General features: G+C 73.0%; 22 protein-coding genes. 11 read left to right on the top strand and 11 right to left on the bottom strand.

Features of this window, described 5'->3' with window-relative positions:
- Nucleotides 1-21: 21 nt before the first annotated feature.
- From ACA361_RS36500 to ACA361_RS36485, 4 genes are all read right to left on the bottom strand, one after another.
- Nucleotides 22-1,191 (bottom strand): ABC transporter permease, encoded by a 1,170-nt coding sequence (locus ACA361_RS36500; RefSeq protein ID WP_375019672.1) that lies wholly within the window; start codon nt 1,189-1,191, stop codon nt 22-24.
- Between the two features lie 83 nt (nt 1,192-1,274).
- Nucleotides 1,275-1,946, bottom strand: a complete 672-nt coding sequence (locus tag ACA361_RS36495; RefSeq protein ID WP_375019671.1) for an ABC transporter ATP-binding protein — start codon at nt 1,944-1,946, stop codon at nt 1,275-1,277.
- A gap of 14 nt (nt 1,947-1,960) precedes the next feature.
- A complete protein-coding gene (locus tag ACA361_RS36490) occupies nt 1,961-3,097 on the bottom strand; it encodes a peptidoglycan-binding protein (protein ID WP_375019670.1) in 1,137 nt (378 codons plus the stop codon).
- Nucleotides 3,098-3,102: 5 nt separating this feature from the next.
- Complete coding sequence (locus ACA361_RS36485; RefSeq protein WP_375019669.1) at nt 3,103-3,648, bottom strand: hypothetical protein; 546 nt, start codon at nt 3,646-3,648, stop codon at nt 3,103-3,105.
- A 178-nt stretch (nt 3,649-3,826) separates the two neighbouring features.
- On the opposite strand from ACA361_RS36485, the gene ACA361_RS36480 reads away from it, so the two are divergent.
- Together ACA361_RS36480 and ACA361_RS36475 are read left to right on the top strand one after the other, a co-directional pair.
- Entirely contained in the window at nt 3,827-4,483 is a 657-nt protein-coding gene (locus tag ACA361_RS36480; RefSeq protein WP_375019668.1) for a response regulator transcription factor, read from the top strand.
- Entirely contained in the window at nt 4,480-5,751 is a 1,272-nt protein-coding gene (locus ACA361_RS36475) for a sensor histidine kinase (protein ID WP_375019667.1), read from the top strand. The genes ACA361_RS36480 and ACA361_RS36475 overlap by 4 nt, the downstream gene beginning before the upstream one ends.
- Nucleotides 5,752-5,790: 39 nt before the next feature.
- On the opposite strand, the gene ACA361_RS36470 is transcribed toward ACA361_RS36475, so the two are convergent.
- The 4 genes from ACA361_RS36470 to ACA361_RS36455 form a co-directional block, all read right to left on the bottom strand.
- Entirely contained in the window at nt 5,791-6,135 is a 345-nt protein-coding gene (locus tag ACA361_RS36470; protein WP_375019666.1) for a helix-turn-helix domain-containing protein, read from the bottom strand.
- Nucleotides 6,136-6,533: 398 nt separating this feature from the next.
- On the bottom strand, nt 6,534-7,472 hold the full coding sequence (locus tag ACA361_RS36465) for a permease prefix domain 1-containing protein (protein WP_375019665.1): 939 nt from the start codon (nt 7,470-7,472) through the stop codon (nt 6,534-6,536).
- On the bottom strand, nt 7,472-7,807 hold the full coding sequence (locus ACA361_RS36460) for a PadR family transcriptional regulator (RefSeq protein ID WP_375019664.1): 336 nt from the start codon (nt 7,805-7,807) through the stop codon (nt 7,472-7,474). The genes ACA361_RS36465 and ACA361_RS36460 overlap by 1 nt, the downstream gene beginning before the upstream one ends.
- 124 nt (nt 7,808-7,931) lie before the next feature.
- On the bottom strand, nt 7,932-8,621 hold the full coding sequence (locus ACA361_RS36455) for an enoyl-CoA hydratase-related protein (protein ID WP_375019663.1): 690 nt from the start codon (nt 8,619-8,621) through the stop codon (nt 7,932-7,934).
- Nucleotides 8,622-8,674: 53 nt separating this feature from the next.
- Here ACA361_RS36455 and ACA361_RS36450 point away from each other — a divergent pair, with 53 nt between their 5' ends.
- Both ACA361_RS36450 and ACA361_RS36445 read left to right on the top strand, forming a co-directional pair.
- On the top strand, nt 8,675-9,256 hold the full coding sequence (locus tag ACA361_RS36450; RefSeq protein ID WP_375019662.1) for a TetR/AcrR family transcriptional regulator: 582 nt from the start codon (nt 8,675-8,677) through the stop codon (nt 9,254-9,256).
- A gap of 96 nt (nt 9,257-9,352) precedes the next feature.
- The gene (locus ACA361_RS36445) at nt 9,353-10,582 is read left to right on the top strand and encodes a pyridoxal phosphate-dependent aminotransferase (protein ID WP_375019661.1); all 1,230 of its coding nucleotides are present in this window, start codon (nt 9,353-9,355) and stop codon (nt 10,580-10,582) included.
- Between the two features lie 36 nt (nt 10,583-10,618).
- Here the strand turns inward: ACA361_RS36445 and ACA361_RS36440 are convergent, their stop codons facing one another.
- Nucleotides 10,619-10,957, bottom strand: a complete 339-nt coding sequence (locus ACA361_RS36440) for an ArsR/SmtB family transcription factor (protein ID WP_375019660.1) — start codon at nt 10,955-10,957, stop codon at nt 10,619-10,621.
- Between the two features lie 346 nt (nt 10,958-11,303).
- Between ACA361_RS36440 and ACA361_RS36435 the strand changes: the two genes are divergently transcribed.
- Nucleotides 11,304-12,266, top strand: coding sequence for a C40 family peptidase (locus ACA361_RS36435; RefSeq protein WP_375019659.1), 963 nt, complete (start codon nt 11,304-11,306; stop codon nt 12,264-12,266).
- A gap of 79 nt (nt 12,267-12,345) precedes the next feature.
- Here the strand turns inward: ACA361_RS36435 and ACA361_RS36430 are convergent, their stop codons facing one another.
- The gene (locus ACA361_RS36430; protein ID WP_375019658.1) at nt 12,346-12,528 is read right to left on the bottom strand and encodes a hypothetical protein; all 183 of its coding nucleotides are present in this window, start codon (nt 12,526-12,528) and stop codon (nt 12,346-12,348) included.
- 125 nt (nt 12,529-12,653) lie between these two features.
- Here ACA361_RS36430 and ACA361_RS36425 point away from each other — a divergent pair, with 125 nt between their 5' ends.
- From ACA361_RS36425 to ACA361_RS36405, 5 genes are read left to right on the top strand one after another with little or no spacing between them, the layout of a single operon-like run.
- Nucleotides 12,654-14,303 carry an AMP-binding protein gene (locus ACA361_RS36425; protein ID WP_375019657.1) on the top strand — a complete coding sequence of 550 codons (1,650 nt, stop codon included), beginning with the start codon at nt 12,654-12,656 and terminating at the stop codon, nt 14,301-14,303.
- The gene (locus ACA361_RS36420) at nt 14,300-15,547 is read left to right on the top strand and encodes an acyl-CoA dehydrogenase family protein (protein ID WP_375019656.1); all 1,248 of its coding nucleotides are present in this window, start codon (nt 14,300-14,302) and stop codon (nt 15,545-15,547) included. Before ACA361_RS36425 ends, ACA361_RS36420 begins: the two co-directional genes overlap by 4 nt.
- A gap of 9 nt (nt 15,548-15,556) precedes the next feature.
- Nucleotides 15,557-16,327 (top strand): enoyl-CoA hydratase/isomerase family protein, encoded by a 771-nt coding sequence (locus ACA361_RS36415; protein ID WP_375019655.1) that lies wholly within the window; start codon nt 15,557-15,559, stop codon nt 16,325-16,327.
- A gap of 23 nt (nt 16,328-16,350) precedes the next feature.
- Complete coding sequence (locus ACA361_RS36410; RefSeq protein WP_375019654.1) at nt 16,351-17,289, top strand: VOC family protein; 939 nt, start codon at nt 16,351-16,353, stop codon at nt 17,287-17,289.
- A complete protein-coding gene (locus ACA361_RS36405; RefSeq protein WP_375019653.1) occupies nt 17,280-18,374 on the top strand; it encodes an acyl-CoA dehydrogenase family protein in 1,095 nt (364 codons plus the stop codon). Before ACA361_RS36410 ends, ACA361_RS36405 begins: the two co-directional genes overlap by 10 nt.
- 60 nt (nt 18,375-18,434) lie before the next feature.
- Here ACA361_RS36405 and ACA361_RS36400 read toward each other — a convergent pair whose 3' ends face one another.
- Nucleotides 18,435-19,241 (bottom strand): SDR family NAD(P)-dependent oxidoreductase, encoded by an 807-nt coding sequence (locus ACA361_RS36400; protein WP_375019652.1) that lies wholly within the window; start codon nt 19,239-19,241, stop codon nt 18,435-18,437.
- A 158-nt stretch (nt 19,242-19,399) separates the two neighbouring features.
- Between ACA361_RS36400 and ACA361_RS36395 the strand changes: the two genes are divergently transcribed.
- Entirely contained in the window at nt 19,400-20,554 is a 1,155-nt protein-coding gene (locus ACA361_RS36395) for an ROK family protein (protein ID WP_375019651.1), read from the top strand.
- The last annotated feature ends 68 nt before the right edge of the window (nt 20,555-20,622 follow it).

The raw sequence follows: 20,622 nt of genomic DNA, 5'->3' as shown, positions 1-20,622 counted from the left end.
GGGCGGGCCCGCCCCCACCGGTCAGGTGGCGGCCAGCGCCTCCGTGGGCGAGAGGCGGGACGCGCGGACGGCCGGGTAGAGGCCCGCGAGCGCGCCGATGGCCAGCGTCGCGCCGATCCCGCCCAGGACCGCCCACGGCGGCACGATCGTCGGCCATTCCTGCGTGAAGGCGTACCCGAACGTGACCAGCGTCCCGATGAACGCACCGCCCGCGCCCCCGAGGGCGGACAGCAGCAGGGACTCGGCCAGGAACTGCGTCCTGATCTGCCCCCGGGTCGCGCCGAGCGAGCGCCGCAGCCCGATCTCCGCGCGCCGCTCCAGCACCGAGATGACCATCGTGTTGGCCACCCCGACCCCGCCGACCAGCAGCGCCACCGCGCCGAGGCCGAGCAGCAGGCCGGTGAACGCCTCGCCCGCCGCCTGCTGGGCCGCGAGCGCGTCCGACGGCCGCGACACCTCGACCTCGTTGGGCGCCTCCGGGTTCGCGGTCGGGCCCAGGACGGAGCGGACGTCCTCCACGGCGGTCTCCGCGGACCGGGTGAAGATCGTGGTGGCATGGCCGTCGAACGCCAGCTCGGACTGCGCGGCCGGCCAGCCGACCAGCGCCGCGGTGTCCAGGTCCGGCGCCAGCGGTGCCGGCTTCAGGATGCCGATGACGGTGAACCACTTGCCGCCGATGTACACCTGCGCCCCGGTACGCCCGATGCCGAGCCGCTCCGCCGCCGCGGCGCCCAGCACCGTCGTGGGGAACCGGCCGGTCGCCTCGGTCAGCCAGCTGCCGTGGGCCAGCTCGGCGCCGACCGCGTCCCGCAGGCTGGTGCGCGCGGCGTACGCGGCGATCCCGCCCGTCTCCGCCTCGGGGATCCTGTCGTTGCGGTAGACCTTGGCGTCGTCGATCAGCCCGACCGCCGACACCGAGGTGACCGGCGCGATCCGGTCCACCATCGCCTCGGCGCCCAGCGGGAGCTGCGCCTCCTCACCCGTCAGCGTCGACCCGGGCGCGACCGTGAGCAGGTTGGTGCCCAGCGCGGCGAGCGTACGGTCCAGATCGGCGCGCGAGGACGAGGAGATGCCCACCACGGCGACCATCGCCGCGATGCCGATCGCGATGCCCAGCGCCGACAGGAACGCCCGCATCGGCCGCGTCCGCAGGCCGACCGCGCCGACCCTGAGCACGTCCCGCGGGCTCATCCGGGCAGGGCGCAGCTCACCGACATCGCGGGCATGGGACGCCTTCGCACCCGATCCGTTCGCGCGTCCCGCCAGACTCACCATCACCCCACCTCCACGACGGCCGCGGGCCGCGCGGAGTCGTCCACCGTCAGGCCGTCCCGCATCCGCACCTGCCGGGGCAGCGCGGCGGCGATCTCCCGGTCATGGGTGATGATCACCACGGTGGTGCCGCCGGCGTTCAGCTCCCGCAGCAGCTCCATCACCCCGGCGCCCGACACCGAGTCCAGCGCGCCGGTCGGCTCGTCGGCCAGGAGCAGCGGCGGCTCCCCCGCCACCGCGCGGGCGATCGCCACCCGCTGCTTCTCGCCGCCGGACAGCTCGTGCGGCTCGTGCTCCATCCGGTGGCCGAGCCCGACCCGTTCCAGCGCCCGCGCGGCGCGGCGGCGGCGCTCGGCCGGCCGGTGCCCCGAGTACAGGAGCCCGTCGGCGACGTTGTCGAGCGCCGCGGTCCCCGCCGCGAGATGGAAGTGCTGGAAGACGAAGCCGATCCGGGACGCCCGCAGCGCCGACAGCCGGGCGTCCGGCAGCGCGCCGACGTCGTACCCGTCCACGTGCACCGTGCCCGAGGTGGGCCGGTCCAGCGTGCCGAGCACGTTCAGCATCGTCGACTTGCCGGACCCGGACGGCCCCACGATCGCGACCAGCTCGCCGGCCGCGATGTCCAGCGACACCCCGCCGAGCGCGGTGACCCCGCCGGAGTACACCTTCGTCACGTCCCGCAGGGAGATCACTTCGGTACCCCCACGACCGTGCCCTCGGCGATCCCCTGCCCGGAGATCTCCACCCGGCCGCCCGCGAACAGGCCGGTCTCGACCGGGACGTACGACGTCGTGGTGCCGTTCACGACCTCCACGCCGAAGCCGCCCTCCTGGAGCGCCAGCAGCGCGGTGACGGGCACGGTCAGCACGTCGGCGCGGGTCTCCGCGGTGAACGAGACGTCCACCGCGGCCGACGACAGCTTCTCGACGGCCTTGCGGGCCTTGTCGCCGGTCATCCAGATGACGACCTCGATCGTGGTCGACGCCTCCTGGCCCTGGCTCGCCGGAACGATCTTCGTCGAGACCTCGTCGATCTTGCCCTGGACGGTCTCCTCCCCCGGCAGCGTGACGTCGACCGTCGCGCCCTCCTTGGCGAGCCGCTGGTCGGAGGTCTCCAGCTCCACGGTGACGGCCCGGTCGGTGCCGGTGTAGGAGTACAGCTTCTTGCCGGGCGAGATCGGCTCGCCCTTGCCGATCTCCAGGCCGTCCACGCGGATCGCGCCGGGCTCGAACACCACGCTGCCCAGCTCGACCCTCCCGGTCTCCTTCAGCCCGCGGTCGTCCTGCCACTCCAGCACGGCCTCGTACGTGTCGTACGTGAACTCGTCGTCCACCGTGAACCCCGTGTAACCGAGCGCGCTGAGGTTCTCCTCCAGCTGCTTCACGTCCCTGCCCTCGGTACCGATCTCCATGGGGCGGTACGCAGGCTGGGTGCCGTACATCAGCGTCACCGGGTCGTTGTCGACCTCGTACATCGCGCGGCCCCGCGACACGGTCGCGCCGCTCTCGGGCAGCGCGGTGACCGTGCCCTTCTGCCGGCTGGTCGCCGACGAGGACGGGCCGTACCCGAGCTCCCCGTCGGCGTCCTGGGTGTCCTTGAGCGTCTGCTTGGTCACCTTGGTGGTGTTCGGCGGCAGCGTGCTCGCCGCCGAGTTCCCGTCCGAGCCGCCGCCCAGCCCGAGCGTCGCGGCGACCGCGACGCCGCCGGCCGCGACCAGCGCGGCCGTGCCGAGCGCCCACCGGCGGCGGGAGCGCCTTCTGCGGCGGGCGACCCGCTCCTCCTGGGGAGCGGGCTCCTCCGTCCGCTGCTCGGTCCCCTCTTCCACGGCGGTCACTTCCGCCCGCCGCCGCCCGGTCCGCCGCCGGGGCCGCCGAGCAGGTCCTGGCACTTCTGCTGGGCCGTCTGGAGGTCCGGGTCCTTGCCGACCTCACCGGTGATCTTGATGCCGCGCTGGCCCGGCTCCGGGTCCGGGAAGTTCTCCACGCCGTTCTTGCGCATGCACTCGGCGAACTTCCGGCCGCGCTCCTCGGCCTGCTTGTCCCCGCCCGGACCGGCGTTCTGCTGCGGCGCGTACTGCTTGCACGCCTGCTGGGCCTTCTCCATCACCTCGCCCTGCTTCGGCCCGCCGGTCACCATGATCCGGGGCCCCTCGCCCGGCTTGGGGTCCTCCATGTCGACGCCGTTCTTGCGCATGCACTCGGCGAACTTCACGTTCCGCTGGTCCGCGGTCAGCCCGTCGCCGCCGGCGGCCTGGGTCTGCTTGCCGCCGCTCACGGTGGCGACGCCGCTGTCCTTCTCATCCCCGCCGCAGCCCGTCAGAGCGAGCGCCATCACCAGCGGGAACGCCGCCAGCGCGCCTCGGGTACGCAGTCGCATCGTCTTCGTCACCTGTCCCGTCTCTCCTCGTGCGGGCCGGATCCGTTCCGGCCCGACGGGGACCGATGCAATCCGCTCCCCTGTTTCCCCCCTGTTTCCCCCGTCCCGCCGCCTCCGCCTAACGGTGAGGAAACACGCGATCCGGCACGCTGGGGCCGTCCCGGAGGAGGAGGAACGGATGCGAGTACTGGTGGTGGAGGACGAGCCGCTGCTCGCCGACGCGATCGCCGAATGGCTGCGCGCGGAGGCGCACGCCGTGGACGTCGCCTACGACGGCGGCGCGGCGCAGGAGCGCCTCGCGGTCAACGACTACGACGTCGTCGTCCTGGACCGCGACCTGCCCGTCGTGCACGGCGACGAGGTCTGCCGCGGGATCGCCGCGGCCGGGCTGCCCGCGCGGATCCTGATGCTCACCGCCGCCGCCGAGATCACCGACCGGGTGGACGGCCTCGGGCTCGGCGCCGACGACTACCTGACCAAGCCGTTCGCGTTCCCCGAGCTGGCCGCCCGCGTCCTCGCCCTCGGCCGCCGCAGCCGCCCGGCCGCTCCGCCCGTGCTGCGCCGGGCCGGCATCACGCTCGACCCGGCCCGCCGCGAGGTGTTCCGCGACGGCCGCTACGTCCCCCTGCCGAAACAGCAGTTCGCCGTGCTGACCGAGCTGCTGCGCGCCGACGGCGCCGTGGTGTCCGCCGAGCAGCTCCTGGAGAAGGCGTGGGACGAGCACGCCGACCCGTTCACCGGCGCCGTCCGGCTCACCATCCTGAAGCTGCGCCGCAAGCTCGGCGACCCGCCTGTCGTCGAGACCGTCACCGGAGTGGGGTACCGCATCTCATGAGGACGCTGCTCTCGAAGAAGCTCCTGCCGCACCGGATGCCGCTGCGCGCCCGGCTCACCCTGACGTACGCGGTGCTGTTCATGCTCGCCGGGATCGTCCTGCTGGGCGTCACGTACGCGCTGTTCAGCCAGCAGATCGGCCGCGGCGGAGTCAAGGTGCTGGCCCGCACCCTCGGCCCGCCGCCCGCCGCGACCGCGTCGCCGGGCCCGTCCCCCACCGACCGGGCGATCGCCGTGAACGACCAGGGCGACGTCCTGACCGGCAAGCAGGCCGAGGAGCTGCTGCGGGACCAGAACCGGCGGATCCGGGAGGCCGCCGCCACCTCGCTGATCACCCAGGGCGGCATCGCGCTCGTCGTCGTCGGCGGCGCCGCGACCGGGCTGGGCTGGCTGATCGCGGGCCAGATGCTCGCGCCGCTGCACCGCGTCACCGACACCGCCCGCCGGATCGCCGCCGCGCCCGCCGCCGACCGCGGCCTGCACGAGCGCATCGCCCTCGCCGGCCCGCACGACGAGGTGAAGGAGCTCGCCGACACGTTCGACGCGATGCTGGAACGGCTCGACCGCTCGTTCGACGGGCAGCGCCGCTTCGTCGCCAACGCCTCCCACGAGCTGCGCACGCCCCTCACCGTCGGCCGCGCCCTGGTCGAGATGGCGATGCACCGGCCCTCGGCGTCCCCCGACGTCCGGCAGCTCGGCGAGAACCTCCTGCAGATCAACCTCCGGCACGAGCGGCTCATCACCGGCCTGCTCCTCCTCGCCGGCTCGGAGACCGAGATCACCGACCCGGCCCCGGTCGACCTCGCCGACATCGTCGGCCACGTCGCCGCGCAGACCTCCCTGGAGGCGGGCCGCGCCGGCGTCGCCGTCCGCGCCACCGCCGGCGAGGCCCCGACCACGGGCGACGCGATGCTCCTGGAGCGCCTCGTCCAGAACCTGGTCGAGAACGGCATCCGCCACAACACCGGCGAGGGCGGCTGGGTCGACGTCACCAGCCGCACCCGCGGCGGCCTCGTCGAGATCCACGTCGCCAACTCCGGCCCGCCGGTCGCCCCGTACGAGGTGCCGTCGCTCTTCGAGCCGTTCCGCCGGCTGGGCCCCGACCGCGTCATCACCGCCAAGGGCGCCGGGCTCGGCCTGTCGATCGTCCGCTCGGTCGCCCGCGCCCACGGCGGCGAGGTCACCGCCCGCCCCCGCCCCGACGGCGGCCTGGCCGTGACCGTCACCCTCCCCGCCGCCCCCGACCCCTACACCCTGGAACCCGCCTGAGCCCGAAAGCCGCGGCCGGAGCCGTTCACCGCTGCCGCATCACGCCGCCGACGGCGGCTCGCTGACCGGGAGCCGCACGATGTGATCACCGAAATCGGCGACCAGGCCCAACGTGCCGCCGAGCGCCTCCACGTACCGCGCGATCACCTCGATCGACGTGACCTCACCGTGCTCGATCTGCGAGACACGCGCAATGCTCACCCCCATGGCCGCGGCAACGTCCTTCTGTCCCAGCCCGGCGTGCTTGCGGGACTGAGCAAGGCGGCGCCCCCTGCTCTCGGCGAGCAGTCTTCGCGCCCCGTCCCTGACCTCCGAGGGGGACACCCCGGCCGCGTACAGTTCGCGCTCCAGGGATTCCCAGTCCTGCGGGGTTCTCTTGGCCATGTCAGTCCTCCCCCTCGGTCGTGTACTCCGAGTACAGCCGCTCCGCCAGCGGAATGTTGACGCGGTACCAACGAAATGGTGCAGGACACTGCCTCGCAGCCGGTCGACGAGCGGCCGCCCCAGCGTCGGGCCATCCTCGCGAAGCGCCGCCACCGCCTGGGCCACTTGGGACGCGGAGCCGAGATCCTCCTTGATCAGGCTGCGGAACCATGCGGCGTACTCCTCTGTCACTTTCACGGTCCAGGCCAAGGAAGTCGTCCCTTTCAGATTCAAGGATACCCTTAAATTACCGACGAGCTTTCTTGATCACAGTCCGTTCATCACTGTTCTTCGCTCTGTGAGCAACGGCCATATGGCGAAGGCCCCGGCCGGGGCCGGGGCCTTGCCTGGGGGGCCGGTCAGGCGCGGGCCTCGCGGAAGCGCTTGACGATCTCGCCGGCGCTGATGGCGAGGACGACCAGGATCGTGATCGTGTAGAAGGAGTCCGGGATCGTCCAGTCGTCGCCGTTGACGGACGCGAGGAAGTCCGGGTTGAAGAGCATCTGCTGGTGGAGGACCCAGACCAGCGGCAGCGCGAACACGATCTCGGCCAGGGCGTACGGGACGGCCAGCGGCACCGTCCAGCGGCCCTTGCCGGCGCGGACCAGTTCGAGCACCACGACGCCGGCCAGGCCCGCGAGGATCGGCCAGATCCAGCCCGCCCACAGGTCGGGGTCCAGCACCTGCATCCGCTCGCCGCCGTCCCGGTACGGCTCGGCGGTGCGCTGCCAGACGATCAGGCCGATCAGCGCGAGGTTCCACACCGCCGACGCGAGGGCGCCGACCACCCGCTTGTCGGCGGTACGGGGCGTGTCGGGCAGGTCGTCGGGCGTCCACTTCGTGGTCTCGGCCACCCCGGCGCGCCCCCGGGACCGGTCGATCAGCGCGAACACCACGGTCAACCAGGCGATCATCTGGGCGCCGACGGTGAGCACCGTGCCGATGCCGGTGCCGATCGCCGAGCCGATGTCGTTGTCGTCCAGCACGTCCAGCGCCACCACCACGGCCGTCACGACCGGCAGCACCGTCACCAGCAGGAGCCTGAGCAAGCGGATGTACGTCGGGTAGAACTCCGAGCCGATCAGCGCCAGCGGCCGGTCCGCGTACCGGGCGGCGAGCCGGATCGGGTCGCCCATCTCGGTCAGCACCGCGCGCTCGGCCGCGGCCGGGTCCGCCTCGTCCCGCGCCTCGACGGTGTCGGCGATCGTCGTGCGCAGCTCGTCGGCGATGTCGTCCCGCTGGTCGGCCGGGACTCGCCGGACGACCTCATGCACGTAGCGTTCGGTCAGCGTGTTCATCAACTCTCCTTGGTCAGCCGCGCGATCGACGCGACCAGGTCCTGCCACTCGCGCATGAGGCCGGCGCGTACCTGTGCCCCCTGCGTGCTCACCCGGTAGAACTTCCGCGGCCGGGACTCGTCGGTGTTCCACTCGCTCCCGAGCAGCCCCTGCTTCTCGAGCCGGCGCAGCAGCGGGTAGAGGGTGTTGCCGTCGACGGTGATTCCGGCCTCGTTCAGCGTCTCCAGGAGGGCGTAGCCGTACTGCGGCTCCTCCAGCAGCGCCAGGCAGGCCAGCACGACGGTGCCGCGCCGCAACTCCTGCGCCTGGCTGAGGATCAGCTCTTCTGAGGTCACGCGTCACACCATAGTGTGCGCCACACACTATTGTCCAGCGCCCATCAATGGCTCACGTACGCTCGGCGGCGATCAGGGTGCGGTCACACGGCCCGCGGCGGTGACGTCACGCCTACCGCGGCCCCTAAGGCTGGAGGGCCAGGCGCGCCTCGTTCCGGACGGCCTCGCCCTCCGGAAGCGACCACTGCTCCAGCACGGACTGCCGGGCGGCCTCCAACGCCCCCGGCGGCAGGGCCGCCACGGCCTCGGCCAGGGCCAGCGCCTCCTCGGCGGCCCGGCCGGCCTCGGCCAGGCGGGTGACGAGGCCCCAGGGGTGGGCCTCCTCCGCGGGGACGCGGCGGGCGGTCAGCAGGATGTCGAGCGCCCTTCCCTGGCCGACCAGGCGCGGCAGCCGGACGGTGGCCGCGTCCAGGCAGGGAAGGCCCTGCCCGAGGTTGAGGGTGCCGAACTCGGCCGTCGTGGACGCCACCCGCAGGTCGGCCCAGAGAGCCAGCTCGAAGCCGCCGCCGAAGCAGTAGCCCTCGATCGCGGCGATGACGGGCTTGGCCGGGGGCGTGCGGGTCACCCGCATGGGCGGCGGCCCGTCCACGGTGGGCACGGGGAAGTCGCCCGCGGCCATGGCCTTGAGGTCGTTGCCGGCGCAGAACGTTCCGCCGGCGCCCGCCAGGACGACGGCGCGGACGTCGCCGTCCCGCTCGGCCGCGCCGACCGCCTCGGCGAGGGCCTCGGCCATGGGGCCGTCCACGGCGTTGCGGCGTTCGGGACGGTCGAGGGTGATCAGCTGGACTGCGCCACGGCGCTCGGTACGGATCATGCCGCGGATACTAGATAGATCGATCTAGTGAGTGCAAGGGCTAAGGTACCCGGATGGGATCCGACACTCGGGCGCGGCTGCTGGAGGCCGCCGCCCAGCTTTTCCGCGAGCAGGGGTACGCGGCGACCGGCCTGAAGCAGGTCACGGCCGAGGCCGGGGCGCCGTGGGGCTCGCTCTACCACTTCTTCCCCGGCGGCAAGGAGCAGCTGGGCGCCGAGACCATCGCCCACTCGGGCGGCCGCTACCTGCGCCTGTTCGACCTGGTGTACGGCCGCGAAGGGAACGACGCGGCCGGGTCCGTACGGGCCTTCTTCCAGCTGAGCGTCGACGCCCTGGAGAAGTCGGGGTGGGCCGACGGCTGCCCGATCGCGACCGTCGCGCTGGAGGCCGCCACCACCAGCGAGCCGCTGCGGCACGCCTGCGCGGAGGTGTTCGCCTCCTGGCGCACCGCCACCGCCCGCCACTTCGCGTCAGCGGGCGTCGAGCCGGCCGAGGACCTGGCGATCTACGTACTGTCGGCGTTCGAGGGCGCCCTGATCCTGAGCCGCACCTCCCACGACACGGCCCCGCTCCGGGTGACCGCCGAGATCGTCGCCCGCACGATCGGCGACCACACCCCGAGATCCACCGCCTGACCCCGGGCGCCTCGCGCGGGGCGGTCGGGCGGTGCGCTGAACCCGGGCGGGCGCGGGCTCGTATATCCCGGCGGTGCCCATTTCCAGGAGGTCGAGGTGGCCGGATCCATCGATGCGCTGCTGCGGCAGAACGCGCACAGTCCGTCGTACTTCGCTCTCGCCCGCGCCGACGGCGGCCGGCAGGCGGACCTCATCGACTTCTGCATCCCGTGCAACCCGTACTTCCCGACACCGGAGATGTTCGGGCGGCTCCGGGAGACGATGGAGACGATCCTCAAGTACTACCCGAGCAGCGCGGACACGATCACCGCGGAGCTGTGCACGACGCTCGGCCTCAACCCGCAGACGGTGGCGATGGGGAACGGGTCCACCGAGCTCATCACGTGGATCGACCACCTGCTGGTCCGGGAGAGCCTGGCGACGCCGATCCCGACGTTCGGCCGCTGGACGGACCAGCCGCTGGAGACGGGCAAGCGGGTCGACATGTTCCCGCTGCCGGAGAGCCGCGACTTCGCGTTCGACCCGGAGGCGTTCATCGGGTTCGTCCGGGAGCGCCGGTCGCGGGTCGCGGTCATCTGCAACCCGAACAACCCGGACGGCGGGTACGTGCCGCGCCAGGAGGTCGTCCGGATGATGGACCGGCTCGTCGACCTGGACCTGGTGGTGGTCGACGAGTCGTTCATCGACTTCGTGGACGCCGAGCAGGTGACGAGCGTCGCGGAGGAGGCGTCGATCCGGCCGAACGTGATCGTGCTGAAGAGCCTGGGCAAGAACTTCGGGCTGCACGGCATCCGGTTCGGGTACCTCGTGGCGAATCCGGCGCTGGCCGGCATGGTCCGCAAGGCGCTGCCGAAGTGGAACCTGAACTCGTTCGCCGAGATCGTGGTGTTCCTGCTGAGGGAGCACCGCGCCGAGTACCAGGCGAGCCTGGCCAGGCTCGCGCTCGACCGGCGGTCGATGCTCCAGCAGCTGTCGTCGCTGCCGGGACTGAAGGTGTTCCCGTCGCAGGGCAACTTCATCCTGATCAAGCTGCCGAACGACCGGGACGGCGTGCGGCTGCGCGACTACCTGCTGTCCGAGCACGGCCTCTTCGTCCGCGAGTGCGGCAACAAGCTGGGCAGTTCGAGCCGGTTCCTGCGGCTCGTCGTGCGGCCGCCGCAGGACGTCCACCGCCTGCTGACCGGGCTCGGCGCCTTCCTGTACGGCCGGGACCGGGCGCCGCTGATCACGTCCGTGCCGGAGCCGCGGACCGGCCACTTCGAGCAGGCGTCCCCCCGCCTCCAGGTCACGCCGATCGAGGCCGTCTACCACACCCGCGCCAGCTGACCCGGTTCAGGACGCCCGGCGGGGACGGCGGTCGCGTCAGGCGGTGAGGCCGACCTGGTCGCCGACGTCCTCGGCGGCGGCGGCGTTCAGCACGGCGTCGAGCAGGCCGGGGAAGCGGGCGTCGAGTTCGCGGCGGCGGAGCTCGACGTAGCAGCGGGTGCCCTCCTGGCGGGTACGGGTGATGCCCGCGTCGCGCAGGACGCGCAGGTGGTGGCTCAGCGTCGACTTGGCGACGGGGGCGCGCAGCTCGCCCCAGCCCCGTTCGCGGCCGTCGGACAGCACCCGGAGCAGCCCGACCCTGATCGGGTCGCTGAGGGCCCCCATCACCCCGATGAGAGCCATCTCCTCCGGTTCCGGATGCCGCGCCCGCTTCATGGACCCATGGTACTTCGTTCGATGTTTCACGAACATCAAACAGAGGGAGGCGGGGCGTGATCGCCGAATCGCCACGCGGGGCGAAAACCGTTCACCGGAGAGAGTCCGGCGGAGTCGCCGCCGGACCCCGTTTTCATGAACAATGTGAACTCTGCCCATTTCGCGGACAATGACGTTCTTGTTCGGCTCTTAGCGGCGCGACGGTCAATCGGCGCGCACGGCGTTTCCACGGCCGCACCATGATCACCTAAAGACTGCGGGTGTCCCGAATAACGCGGCGATGCGGGCGGGTAGTCGTTCCCTCGGCAAACGAAACGATCACTCGTCGACATCGGAGGGGTTTGCTATGGGCATCCAGCATCAGAAGCGGGATGCGAACGCACCGGGCCGCACCAGGCGGACCGGCCGGATGGCGCCGCAGGCCGCCGGGTGCCTGCTCGCCGCGACAATGTTAGTGACCATTCCGGCGGGCGCCGAGGCCGCCACCGCCGCGGAGCCGGCACCGCAGGCGCCCGAGGCGCCGGGGGCGCAGGAGCCGCGGCCGGAGCCGTCGTCGGCGCAGCGGCTCCGGATCGACCCCGCCTCGATGAAGCAGGTGCGCGCCTACAACAAGTACCAGCGCAGGATCGCCAGGCAGCGGGAGCGCGCGAGGACCGCGATCCGGTTCGCCCGCGCGCAGATCGGCAAGCCGTACCGCTGGGGGGCCACCGGGCCGAGCGCCTACGACTGCTCCGGGCTGGTGCAGAAGGCATGGCGGCAGGCGGGCGTGAAGCTCCCGCGGGTGACCTACTCGCAGTACGGCAAGGTGCGCCGCAAGGTGGGCTGGAGTTCGATGCGGCCGGGCGACCTGATCTTCTTCCGCGGCCGCGCCCATGTCGGGATGTACATCGCGAAGAACCGGTTCATCCACGCGCCCAACAGCGGTTCGCGAGTGCGGATCAACAAGCTCTCGGGCTATCGGAAAAGACAGTTCGCCGGGGCGGTACGGCCGGGCGCCCCGGAAGTGAGGAAGTGGCCCGATTCGATCCCGCGGCTCGCGCAGCGGCTGGACGAGATAACCAAGCAGGACCAGCAGGACCAGCAGCACCCGCCGGCCGAACAGCAGGCGCGACCGGCACCGAAGAACGCGAATTCCGATGCCGATTCCCCCACGCCGAATTCGCCGGTGGAATCGCCGCAGAACGAGGCTCCCCCGGGCCCTCGCCAGGGTCCCGCAGCGGACCGCCCGAAGCCGGAGTCACCGCCGGGCCACCGCGACCCTGACCACGAACTCGACCCGATCGCCGTACCAGGCAGCGGAGAGGGGTGATCTGTTCCCACCAGAGCAGAACCCCGCGACGGCCGGAGCCCCGGAGCGCGAACCGCGCGTTCCGGGGCTCTTTCCGTTGTCACGGCGCCTGGTGGAAGCGCGGCGCCCTGATGTGCACGAGGCTGTCCTGCTTGTGCACGCGCTCGTCGTGGCCGATCTGGCGGAGCAGGTCGGCGACCGAGGCGTAGCGGCCGTACTCGGCGGCCCTAGGGGCGTCCCAGGGCGACCCCTGACCACGCGGGTGCGCGCGAGCCCCATGCAACCCTCAGGTAACCCTTTTAATCCCTTTCATCACTATTGCCGCTTTTCTTCTTTCATGTTCGGATATTTAGGTCAATGTCCAGTTTTCAGGCCGCCCCGTGCGGCAGCGGAGGTTCGATGCCTCGGGTGGGAGAAGACAGACGGATCGGCGAACGAACGCTGGAAAGCCTGGTCATCGGGGACGTCCTCCGGTCCCAGGCCCGAGCACACCGGACGGACCCCTTCCTCAAGTTCCGGGACGGCGAGGTCACCTACGGCGAGGTGGACGCGACCGCCGACCGGATGGCGCGCGGGCTGGCCGCGCTCGGCGTCGGCCGCGGCGACCACGTCGGCGTCATGCTCCCCAACTGCGCCGACCTCGTGCACCTGGTGTTCGCGCTGGCCCGGCTCGGCGCCGTGGCCGTGCCGATCAACATCGCGTACAAGAGCGAGCTGCTGCGGCACGTGCTGTTCAGCTCCAGGTCCCGCTTCCTCGTCGTGGACGGCCCGTACGCCGAGCGGATCCCCGCCATCGCGGACCGGCTCCCCGACCTCGGGCTCGTCCTCGTCCGCGAGGGAGCGGCGGCCGGCGTGCCGATGCTCGCGCTCGGCCGGCCCGCCCTCGACATGTCGGCGCTGATGGCGCACGGCGCCGACCCGGTCGAGGCGGACGTCGGGTTCGCCGACCTCCAGGCGATCATGTACACCTCCGGGACGACGGGCCCCTCCAAGGGCGCGATGGTCCCGCACGCGCTCGCGCTGACGTGCGCGTACGACTCGCTGGACTTCCTCGACCGGTGGGGCAAGACGATCTACTGCCCGCTGCCGCTGTTCCACGCGGCGGCGCTGTGGGACGGGATGCTGTCGGCGCTGCTGGGCGGCGGGTCGATCGCGATCGTCGAGCGGTTCAGCGCGTCCCGGTTCTGGGACGACGTGCGCCGGTTCGACGCGCAGGTGACGATGAGCGTGTTCTCGATGATCCCGATCCTGCTCGCCCAGCCGCCCTCGCCGCGCGACCGCGACCACCCGATGCAGACGTTCTACATGGGCAAGTCGAGCCTGGACGAGCCGCTGCGCGAGCGCTTCGGGGTGCGCTCGGTGGAGACGTACACCAGCACCGAGGCGGGCATCGCGACCGGCAGCCCGTACGGCGAGTGGCGTACGGGCTCGTGCGGCACGGCGCACGAGGAGCGCTTCCACGTGGCCGTCGTGGACGAGCACGACCGCGAGGTGCCGGTCGGGGAGCCGGGCGAGCTGGTGCTGCGGCCGAAGCAGCCGTTCGTCCTGACGACGGGCTATTACGGAGATTGGGAGGCCACGACCCGCTGCTTCCGGAACATGTGGTTTCACACCGGAGATCGGGTATGGCAGGACGACGACGGCTACTTCTACTTCCTCGACCGGATGAAGGACGCCATCCGGCGCCGCGGCGAGAACATCTCGGCGTTCGACCTGGAGTGCGAGATCAACATGCATCCCTCGGTGCTGGAGTCGGCGGCGATCGGCGTCCCGTCCGAACTGGAGGACGAGGACATCAAGGTCAGCGTCGTCGTGCGGCCGGGCGCCGGGCTCGATCCCGAGGAGCTGGTCGCGTTCTGCGAGGAGCGGCTGCCGCGCTCGATGGTGCCGCGGTACGTCGAGTTCGTCGAGGCGCTCCCCCGCACCCCCACCGACAAGGTCGCCAAGTACCGGCTGCGCGCCGAGGGCGAGAACGGTCTCACCCCGGGCACCTGGGACCGGGAGGCTCCGCGGGCACCCGAACCGCCCCTCACCTGGGAACGGGAGGGGACGGCGTGAACTGGGACGACACCCCGGAGCAGGCGGCGTTCCGGGACGAGGTCCGCGCGTTCGTCCGCGACCGCTTCCCCGCGTCGTACCGGCCCGACCTGGACGGCGAGCAGAGCCTGGAGCCCGAGGACGTGCGCGGCTACAACTGGCCCGCCGACCGCGTCGGCGACGACCCGGACCGCCGGGACGGGGCGCGCGCCTGGGCGGCCGCGCTGGCCGAGCGCGGCTGGATCGCGCCGCACTGGCCGGCCGAGTACGGCGGCGCCGGGCTGTCGGCGCTGGAGGAGTTCATCCTGCACGAGGAGCTGATGCGGGCCCGCGTGCCGACGGTGAACGGCATCGGCGCGTTCCTGCTCGGCCCGACGCTGCTCGTGCACGGCACGGACGAGCAGAAGGCGGCGCACCTGCCGCCGATCGCGCGCGGCGAGACGACGTGGGCGCAGGGCTTCTCGGAGCCCGGCGCCGGGTCCGACCTCGCCTCGCTGCGCACCCGCGCCGTCCGCGACGGCGACGCGTACGTGGTCGACGGGCAGAAGGTGTGGACCTCGCTCGGGCAGTACGCGGACTGGCTGTTCGTGCTCGTCCGCACCGATCCCGACGCCGAGCCCAGGCACCGCGGCATCACGTTCCTGCTGGTCGACACGTCGCTGCCGGGCGTGACGGTACGGCCGATCACCGATCTGCGCGGCGCCGCGCCGTTCTGCGAGGTGTTCTTCGAGGGCGTGCGGGTGCCGGTGTCGTGCCGGGTCGGCGCCGAGAACCGCGGCTGGTACGTGGCGATGAGCGCGCTCGGCTTCGAGCGGGCCGGGATCGGCGCCACCATCAAGTACGAGCAGGCCCTGCTCGACCTGGTCGGCTACCTGCGGTCGGCGGAGGGGCGGGGGCTCGTGCGGGCCGACCGCGGCGCCTCGTACCGGCGTGAGATCGCCCGCCGGTACGCCGAGATCCGCGTCCTGTACAACCTGGCCCGGTACACGGTCTCGGTCCAGGCCGCGGGCCCCGAGGGCACCGAGCCGGGGTACGAGGCGTCCGTCAACCAGCTGTTCGGCGCCGAGCTGCACCAGCGGCTGGCCCGCACGGGCGCCAAGGCGTTCGGCCGGGCCGGGACGCTGTGGGCACGCGACGGCGCCCCCCTGAACGCCGCGTTCACCCACATGACCCGGGACGCGGTCGCCGCCACCTTCCTCGGCGGCGCGTCCGAGATCCAGCGCAACGTCATCGCCACCCGCGGCCTGCGCCTGCCCCGAAGCTAAGGAGCCCGCATGACGGATCATTCCTCCGGCCACCCCTCCTACGAGACCGTGGACCTGCACATCGAGGAACGCGTCGCCTGGCTGACCCTGAACCGCCCGGACAAGCTGAACGCGCTCACGCCGACGACGATGGCGGAGCTGCGGAGCATCTTCACCGCGATCGACGACGACGAGGACGTCTGCGTGGTGGTGCTGCGCGGCGCCGGCGAGCGGGCGTTCTGCGCGGGCATGGACCTCGGCTGGTCCGAGCGGCTCACCAAGAAGGAGCGGATCGAGCAGGGGCGGCTCGGCGAGAAGACGTTCGCGATGATGGAGCGGCTGTCGGTCCCGGTGATCGCGGCCGTGCACGGGTACGCGGTCGGCGGCGGGCTGGAGCTGGCGCTGGCGGCCGACTTCATCGTGGCCGCCGACGACGCCAAGCTGGGCCTGGTCGAGATCACGCTGTCGGCGCGGCCCCCGTACCGCCCCAAGATGACCGAGGACGGCGACCCCGACCAGCCCGAGTTCGGCGGCTCGGCCCCCGGCTGGGGCGGCGTGAAGCGGCTGCCGCAGCGGATCGGCAAGGCGCTGGCGAAGGAGCTGCTGTTCACCGGCGCCCGGATCGACGCCGAGCGGGCGATGCGGCTCGGGCTGGTGAACGACGTGTACCCGGCCGGGGAGTTCGACAAGCGGGTCGGCGCGCTGGCCGAGCGGATCGCGGCGATGAACCGCTACAACCTGCGCCTCGTCAAGGAGCTGGTCACGTACGGCTACGACTGGATCGAGCCGCACCCGAGCTGAGCCCGGAACCTGAGGAGAACGCTGTGCTGATCTACCGGATCGATCACATCGCCCAGGTGACACCCGACCTGGACGCGCAGGTCGCGCTGCTGGAGGGGCTGTTCGGCTTCCGGCGGGTGCGGAGCTGGGAGAGCCCCGCCGAGGGCTGCCGCGGCGTCCGGCTGGAGGTGCCGGGCAGCTGGGGCCAGGCATGGGAGGTGCTGGAGCCGGCGGGCGAGGGCTCGGCGCTCCAGGCGTGGCTGGACGACCACGGCGGCCGCGCCGGGCTGCACCACGTGGGCGCCGAGGTGCCCGACGTCGACGCGGTCCGCGCCGACCTGGAGACGCGCGGGATCAAGCCGACCGGCGGGGTGCGGGGCCGCTGGCTGGAGGCGTCGCTGTCGCCGCCCGAGCACGGCCCCGGCGTGCTGTTCCGGCTGCGCGGCCCGGGCGCGCTGGAGATGTGCGGCGACGGGGCCGCCGCGCCGGCGGCCACGCCGGACGGCGGCGCCCCGTCGCTGGGGATCGTCGCGCTCGACCACATCTGCCAGGCGTTCCCCGACCGGGACGAGCTGGCCCGCTGGTACGCCGACCTGGCCGGGTTCGTCCCGATCTGGCGGACGCCCATGGAGGAGCATCCCGACATGGCGGACCTGGTGCTCAACATCCCCGGCTCGGCGATCTGCTGGGAGATCATCATGCCGCGCGGGGAGGACTCGTTCATCCAGCGGTTCTGGGACCGCAACGGCGCCGCCGCGCACCACGTCACGTTCGAGGTCGCCGACTGGGACCGCGCGATGGCCGCCTGCGCCCACCACGGCGTCCCCACGTTCGACGACGAGGAGGGCACGACGGACGGCGCGGCCTGGCGGCACACGTTCGTCCACCCCAAGCACACCGGCGGCATCCTGGTGCAGCTCTTCTGGGAGGAGCGGCCGGGCGTGTGGGTGCGGTCCGACAAGATCCCGGCGCCATGGACCTGACGCCGACCGAGGACCAGCGCCTCGTCACCGAGACCGCCCGCGAGCTGCTGGCGTCCCGGGCCGCGACCGCGGGCGCGCGGGCCATGGCGGACGACCCGGCCGGGCACTCGGCCGCGCTCTGGAAGGAGATGGTCGAGCTCGGCTGGACCGGGCTCGCGCTCCCCGAGGAGCACGGCGGCGTCGGCGGCGACTTCGTCGACGTGTGCCTGCTGTTCGAGCAGCTCGGGTACGCGCTCGTCCCGAGCCCGCTGCTGGCGACCGTCGCCTGCTGCGCGCTGCCGATCGCCCGGTACGGCACGCCGGAGCAGCGGTCGCGGTGGCTCGGCGCCGTCGCCCGCGGGCAGATCATGAGCTACACGCCCGTCCCGTGGGACCGCCCCGGCGAGGGGCCGGTGGCGGCCAGCACGGCGGACGGCTTCGTGATCGACGGGACGGCGGGGTTCGTCCCGTACGCCGGCAGCGCCGAGGCCCTGCTGGTCGTCGCGGAACTGGACGGGGAGCCGCGGGCGTTCCTCGTCGATGCCCGCGCCCCCGGGATCACGCTCCGGGCGGCCGGGACGGTCGGCCTCGACCGGCCGTTCACCGTCGCGTTCGACTCCGTCGCCGTGCCGCCCGACCGCGCCCTCGGCACGGACCGGGCGCCCGTGGACGCGATGTCGGCGTACGGGGCGGCGGCGACGTGCGCCGAGATGGTCGGCGGGGCGCAGCGGGTGCTGGACCTGACGGTCGAGTACGCGACGGGGCGGGAGCAGTTCGGGCGGCCGATCGGGGCGTTCCAGGCCGTCCAGCACCACTGCGCCGACATGGCGATCGGCGTGCTGGGCTCCCGGTTCGCGGCGTACGAGGCGGTCTGGCGGCTGGCGGCGGGCCGGGACGCGGCGGCGGAGGTCGCGGCGGCCAAGGCGTGGGTGAGCGAGGCGTACGAGCGGGTCTGCGCGCTCGGCCACCAGGTGCACGGCGCCATCGGCTTCACCTGGGAGCACGACCTGCACCTGTTCTCCCGGCACGCGATGGCGGCCGCGGCGTCGTTCGGCGACGACGACCTCCACCTGGACCGCCTCGCCGACCACCTCGGTATCCCCTGAGTCCCCTGACGCGCGGTACCGCGCCCGCCGCCCCTCGTCCGGCGGCGGGCGCGGGCACCGTCACAGCTCCTTGAGGAACCCGGAGTCGACGACGAAGTCGGCGCCCGTGGTGCTGCCGGAACGCGGCGAGGCCAGCAGGACCACCGCGTCGGCGATCTCCTGCGGCTCCACCAGCCGGCCGGTGGTCAGCGCCATCATCTCCGGCGCCACCTTCTCGATCACGGCCTGCCGGTCCGCGCCGGCCTGGGCGCCGATGACGTCGGCCGCGCCGCCGTCCTTCGTCCACCAGTCGGTGCGGACCGGGCCGGCCGACACCGTGTTGGCCCGGATCCCCTGCGGCCCGAACTCCTCCGACAGCGCCTTCGTCAGGTTGTTCACGCCCGCCTTGGCCGCGTTGTAGTCGTGGTTCATCGGCGCCGGGCGGCGGGCGTTGCCGGACGAGACGTTCACGATCGCGCCGCCGCCCCGCTCGACGAGGTGCGGGATGGCGGCGCGGGTGGCCCGTACCAGCCCGAACAGGTTGAACTCGAACATCTCCCGCCAGTCGTCGTCGGTCGCGTTCAGGAACCCGAACCGCGGCAGCGTCACGCCGGGCGGCGGGCCGCCGGCGTTGTTGACCAGGATGTCCAGCCCGCCGAACGCGTCCACGGCCCGCTCGACGACGCGGGCGGGGGCGGCCGGGTCCATCAGGTCCACGGGGACGTGGACGAGGTCCGGCCCGGCGAGCGCGTCCAGCCCCGGCCCGGACGTCCGGGACGCGGCCACGACGCGGGCGCCCTCCTCCAGCAGGGTGCGGGCGACGGCCAGCCCGATCCCCTTGGACGCCCCGGTGACGACGGCGACCTTGCCGGTCAGCTGCAGATCCATGTGCGGCTCTCTTCCCTAGGAGTCGATCTCGCCTCCCCGAACCCCGGCGGCGGGCGACCGGTTGCGGTGAAGGCGGGCGGAGGCCGCCCGGGGCGGCGCGAGATCATAGGGGCGCGCCCGCCGGCCGGACGGCGGGCGGGAGAGCGAGGGAGGGCGGGATGCCGCAGGTGAGCGCGCCCTCGGCCGGGCGGCTGCTGCAGCTGGTCCGGCAGGGCCGGGCGCGGACCCGGCGCGATCTGATGGAGATCACCGGGCTGTCCCGCTCGACCGTCGCCCAGCGGGTCGAGCAGCTCGTGCACGCCGGGTACCTGCGCGAGGGCGGCGTGGACGTCTCGACCGGCGGGCGGCGGCCCAGCCTGCTGCGGATCGACGAGGGCTCGGCGGTCGTGCTGGCCGCGCACCTGGGCGCGACCCACGGCCGGGCGGCCGTCGTCGACCTGGCGGGCCGCACGCTCGCCGAGTCCGCCGGGCCGCTGAACGTGGCCGACGGCGCCGAGCCCACGCTCGCCTGGGCCGCCGCCCGCTTCCACGACCTGCTCGGCCGGGCGGGCCGTTCCCTGAACGAGGTCTGCGGCGTCGGCATCGGGCTGCCCTGCCCGGTCGACCGGCGCACCGGCCGGGTGATCCCCACCCCGGCCGTCGCCTCCTGGCGCGACCACGACGTCGTCGCCGCGCTGTCCGCCGAGTTCCCGGGCCCCGTCCTGGCCGACAACGACGCCAACATGATGGCCCTCGGCGAGTACGCCGCCGCGACCGGCTGCACCACCCTCGTCCTGGTCAAGGTCGGGACGGGGATCGGCGCCGGCATCGTGGAGGACGGCCGGATCCTGCACGGCGCGGGCGGCGCCGCCGGGGAGATCGGCCACGTCCGGCTGCGCGGGCACGGCGGCGCCGCCTGCGTCTGCGGGGCGCACGGCTGCCTGGCCGCCGTCGCGGGCGGCGCCGCGCTGGCCCGGACGCTGGGCACCGCGGACACGGCCGGGGTCGTACGGCTGGTCGAGGCGGGCGACGCGGCGGCCGTACGGCGCGTCCGCGAGGCCGGGCTGGTCCTCGGCGAGGTGCTCGCGACGCTCGTCAGCGTGACCAATCCCGGGGTGCTGGTGATCTCCGGCGGGCTGGCCCGTACCGGCGAGCACCTCCTGGCGGGCGTCCGCGAGGTCGTCTACCGGGACGCCCAGTACCGCTCGACGCGGAACCTGCGGATCGCGGAGGGGCGGCTGGGCGAGCGCGCCGGGGTGACCGGCGCGGCCTCGATGGTGGTGGACCGGGTGCTGGCCGCCGAGGCGGTGGACGCCCGCATCGCCCGCGGGTGACGGTCCCCTCACCTGCGGTTTCGCCCCTGCCGGGCACCCTGATCCGGCGGGTATGTTGCATGAGTGTT

Origin of the sequence: Actinomadura sp. 21ATH, assembly GCF_041951345.1 — a bacterium.
Classification (GTDB): Bacteria; Actinomycetota; Actinomycetes; order Streptosporangiales; family Streptosporangiaceae; genus Spirillospora.
This window is presented reverse-complemented; position numbering and strand designations above follow the sequence as displayed.

Excerpts from the sequence above, each read along its gene's own strand:
- ACA361_RS36415 (WP_375019655.1), top strand. The coding sequence starts at position 15,557 with ATGACGGATCATTCCTCCGGCCACCCCTCCTACGAGACCGTGGACCTG.
- ACA361_RS36470 (WP_375019666.1), bottom strand. The coding sequence starts at position 6,135 with ATGGCCAAGAGAACCCCGCAGGACTGGGAATCCCTGGAGCGCGAACTG.
- ACA361_RS36485 (WP_375019669.1), bottom strand. The coding sequence starts at position 3,648 with ATGCGACTGCGTACCCGAGGCGCGCTGGCGGCGTTCCCGCTGGTGATG.
- ACA361_RS36450 (WP_375019662.1), top strand. The coding sequence starts at position 8,675 with ATGGGATCCGACACTCGGGCGCGGCTGCTGGAGGCCGCCGCCCAGCTT.
- ACA361_RS36455 (WP_375019663.1), bottom strand. The coding sequence starts at position 8,621 with ATGATCCGTACCGAGCGCCGTGGCGCAGTCCAGCTGATCACCCTCGAC.
- ACA361_RS36480 (WP_375019668.1), top strand. The coding sequence starts at position 3,827 with ATGCGAGTACTGGTGGTGGAGGACGAGCCGCTGCTCGCCGACGCGATC.
- ACA361_RS36440 (WP_375019660.1), bottom strand. The coding sequence starts at position 10,957 with ATGAAGCGGGCGCGGCATCCGGAACCGGAGGAGATGGCTCTCATCGGG.
- ACA361_RS36405 (WP_375019653.1), top strand. The coding sequence starts at position 17,280 with ATGGACCTGACGCCGACCGAGGACCAGCGCCTCGTCACCGAGACCGCC.
- ACA361_RS36475 (WP_375019667.1), top strand. The coding sequence starts at position 4,480 with ATGAGGACGCTGCTCTCGAAGAAGCTCCTGCCGCACCGGATGCCGCTG.
- ACA361_RS36400 (WP_375019652.1), bottom strand. The coding sequence starts at position 19,241 with ATGGATCTGCAGCTGACCGGCAAGGTCGCCGTCGTCACCGGGGCGTCC.
- ACA361_RS36500 (WP_375019672.1), bottom strand. The coding sequence starts at position 1,191 with ATGAGCCCGCGGGACGTGCTCAGGGTCGGCGCGGTCGGCCTGCGGACG.
- ACA361_RS36395 (WP_375019651.1), top strand. The coding sequence starts at position 19,400 with ATGCCGCAGGTGAGCGCGCCCTCGGCCGGGCGGCTGCTGCAGCTGGTC.
- ACA361_RS36435 (WP_375019659.1), top strand. The coding sequence starts at position 11,304 with ATGGGCATCCAGCATCAGAAGCGGGATGCGAACGCACCGGGCCGCACC.
- ACA361_RS36465 (WP_375019665.1), bottom strand. The coding sequence starts at position 7,472 with ATGAACACGCTGACCGAACGCTACGTGCATGAGGTCGTCCGGCGAGTC.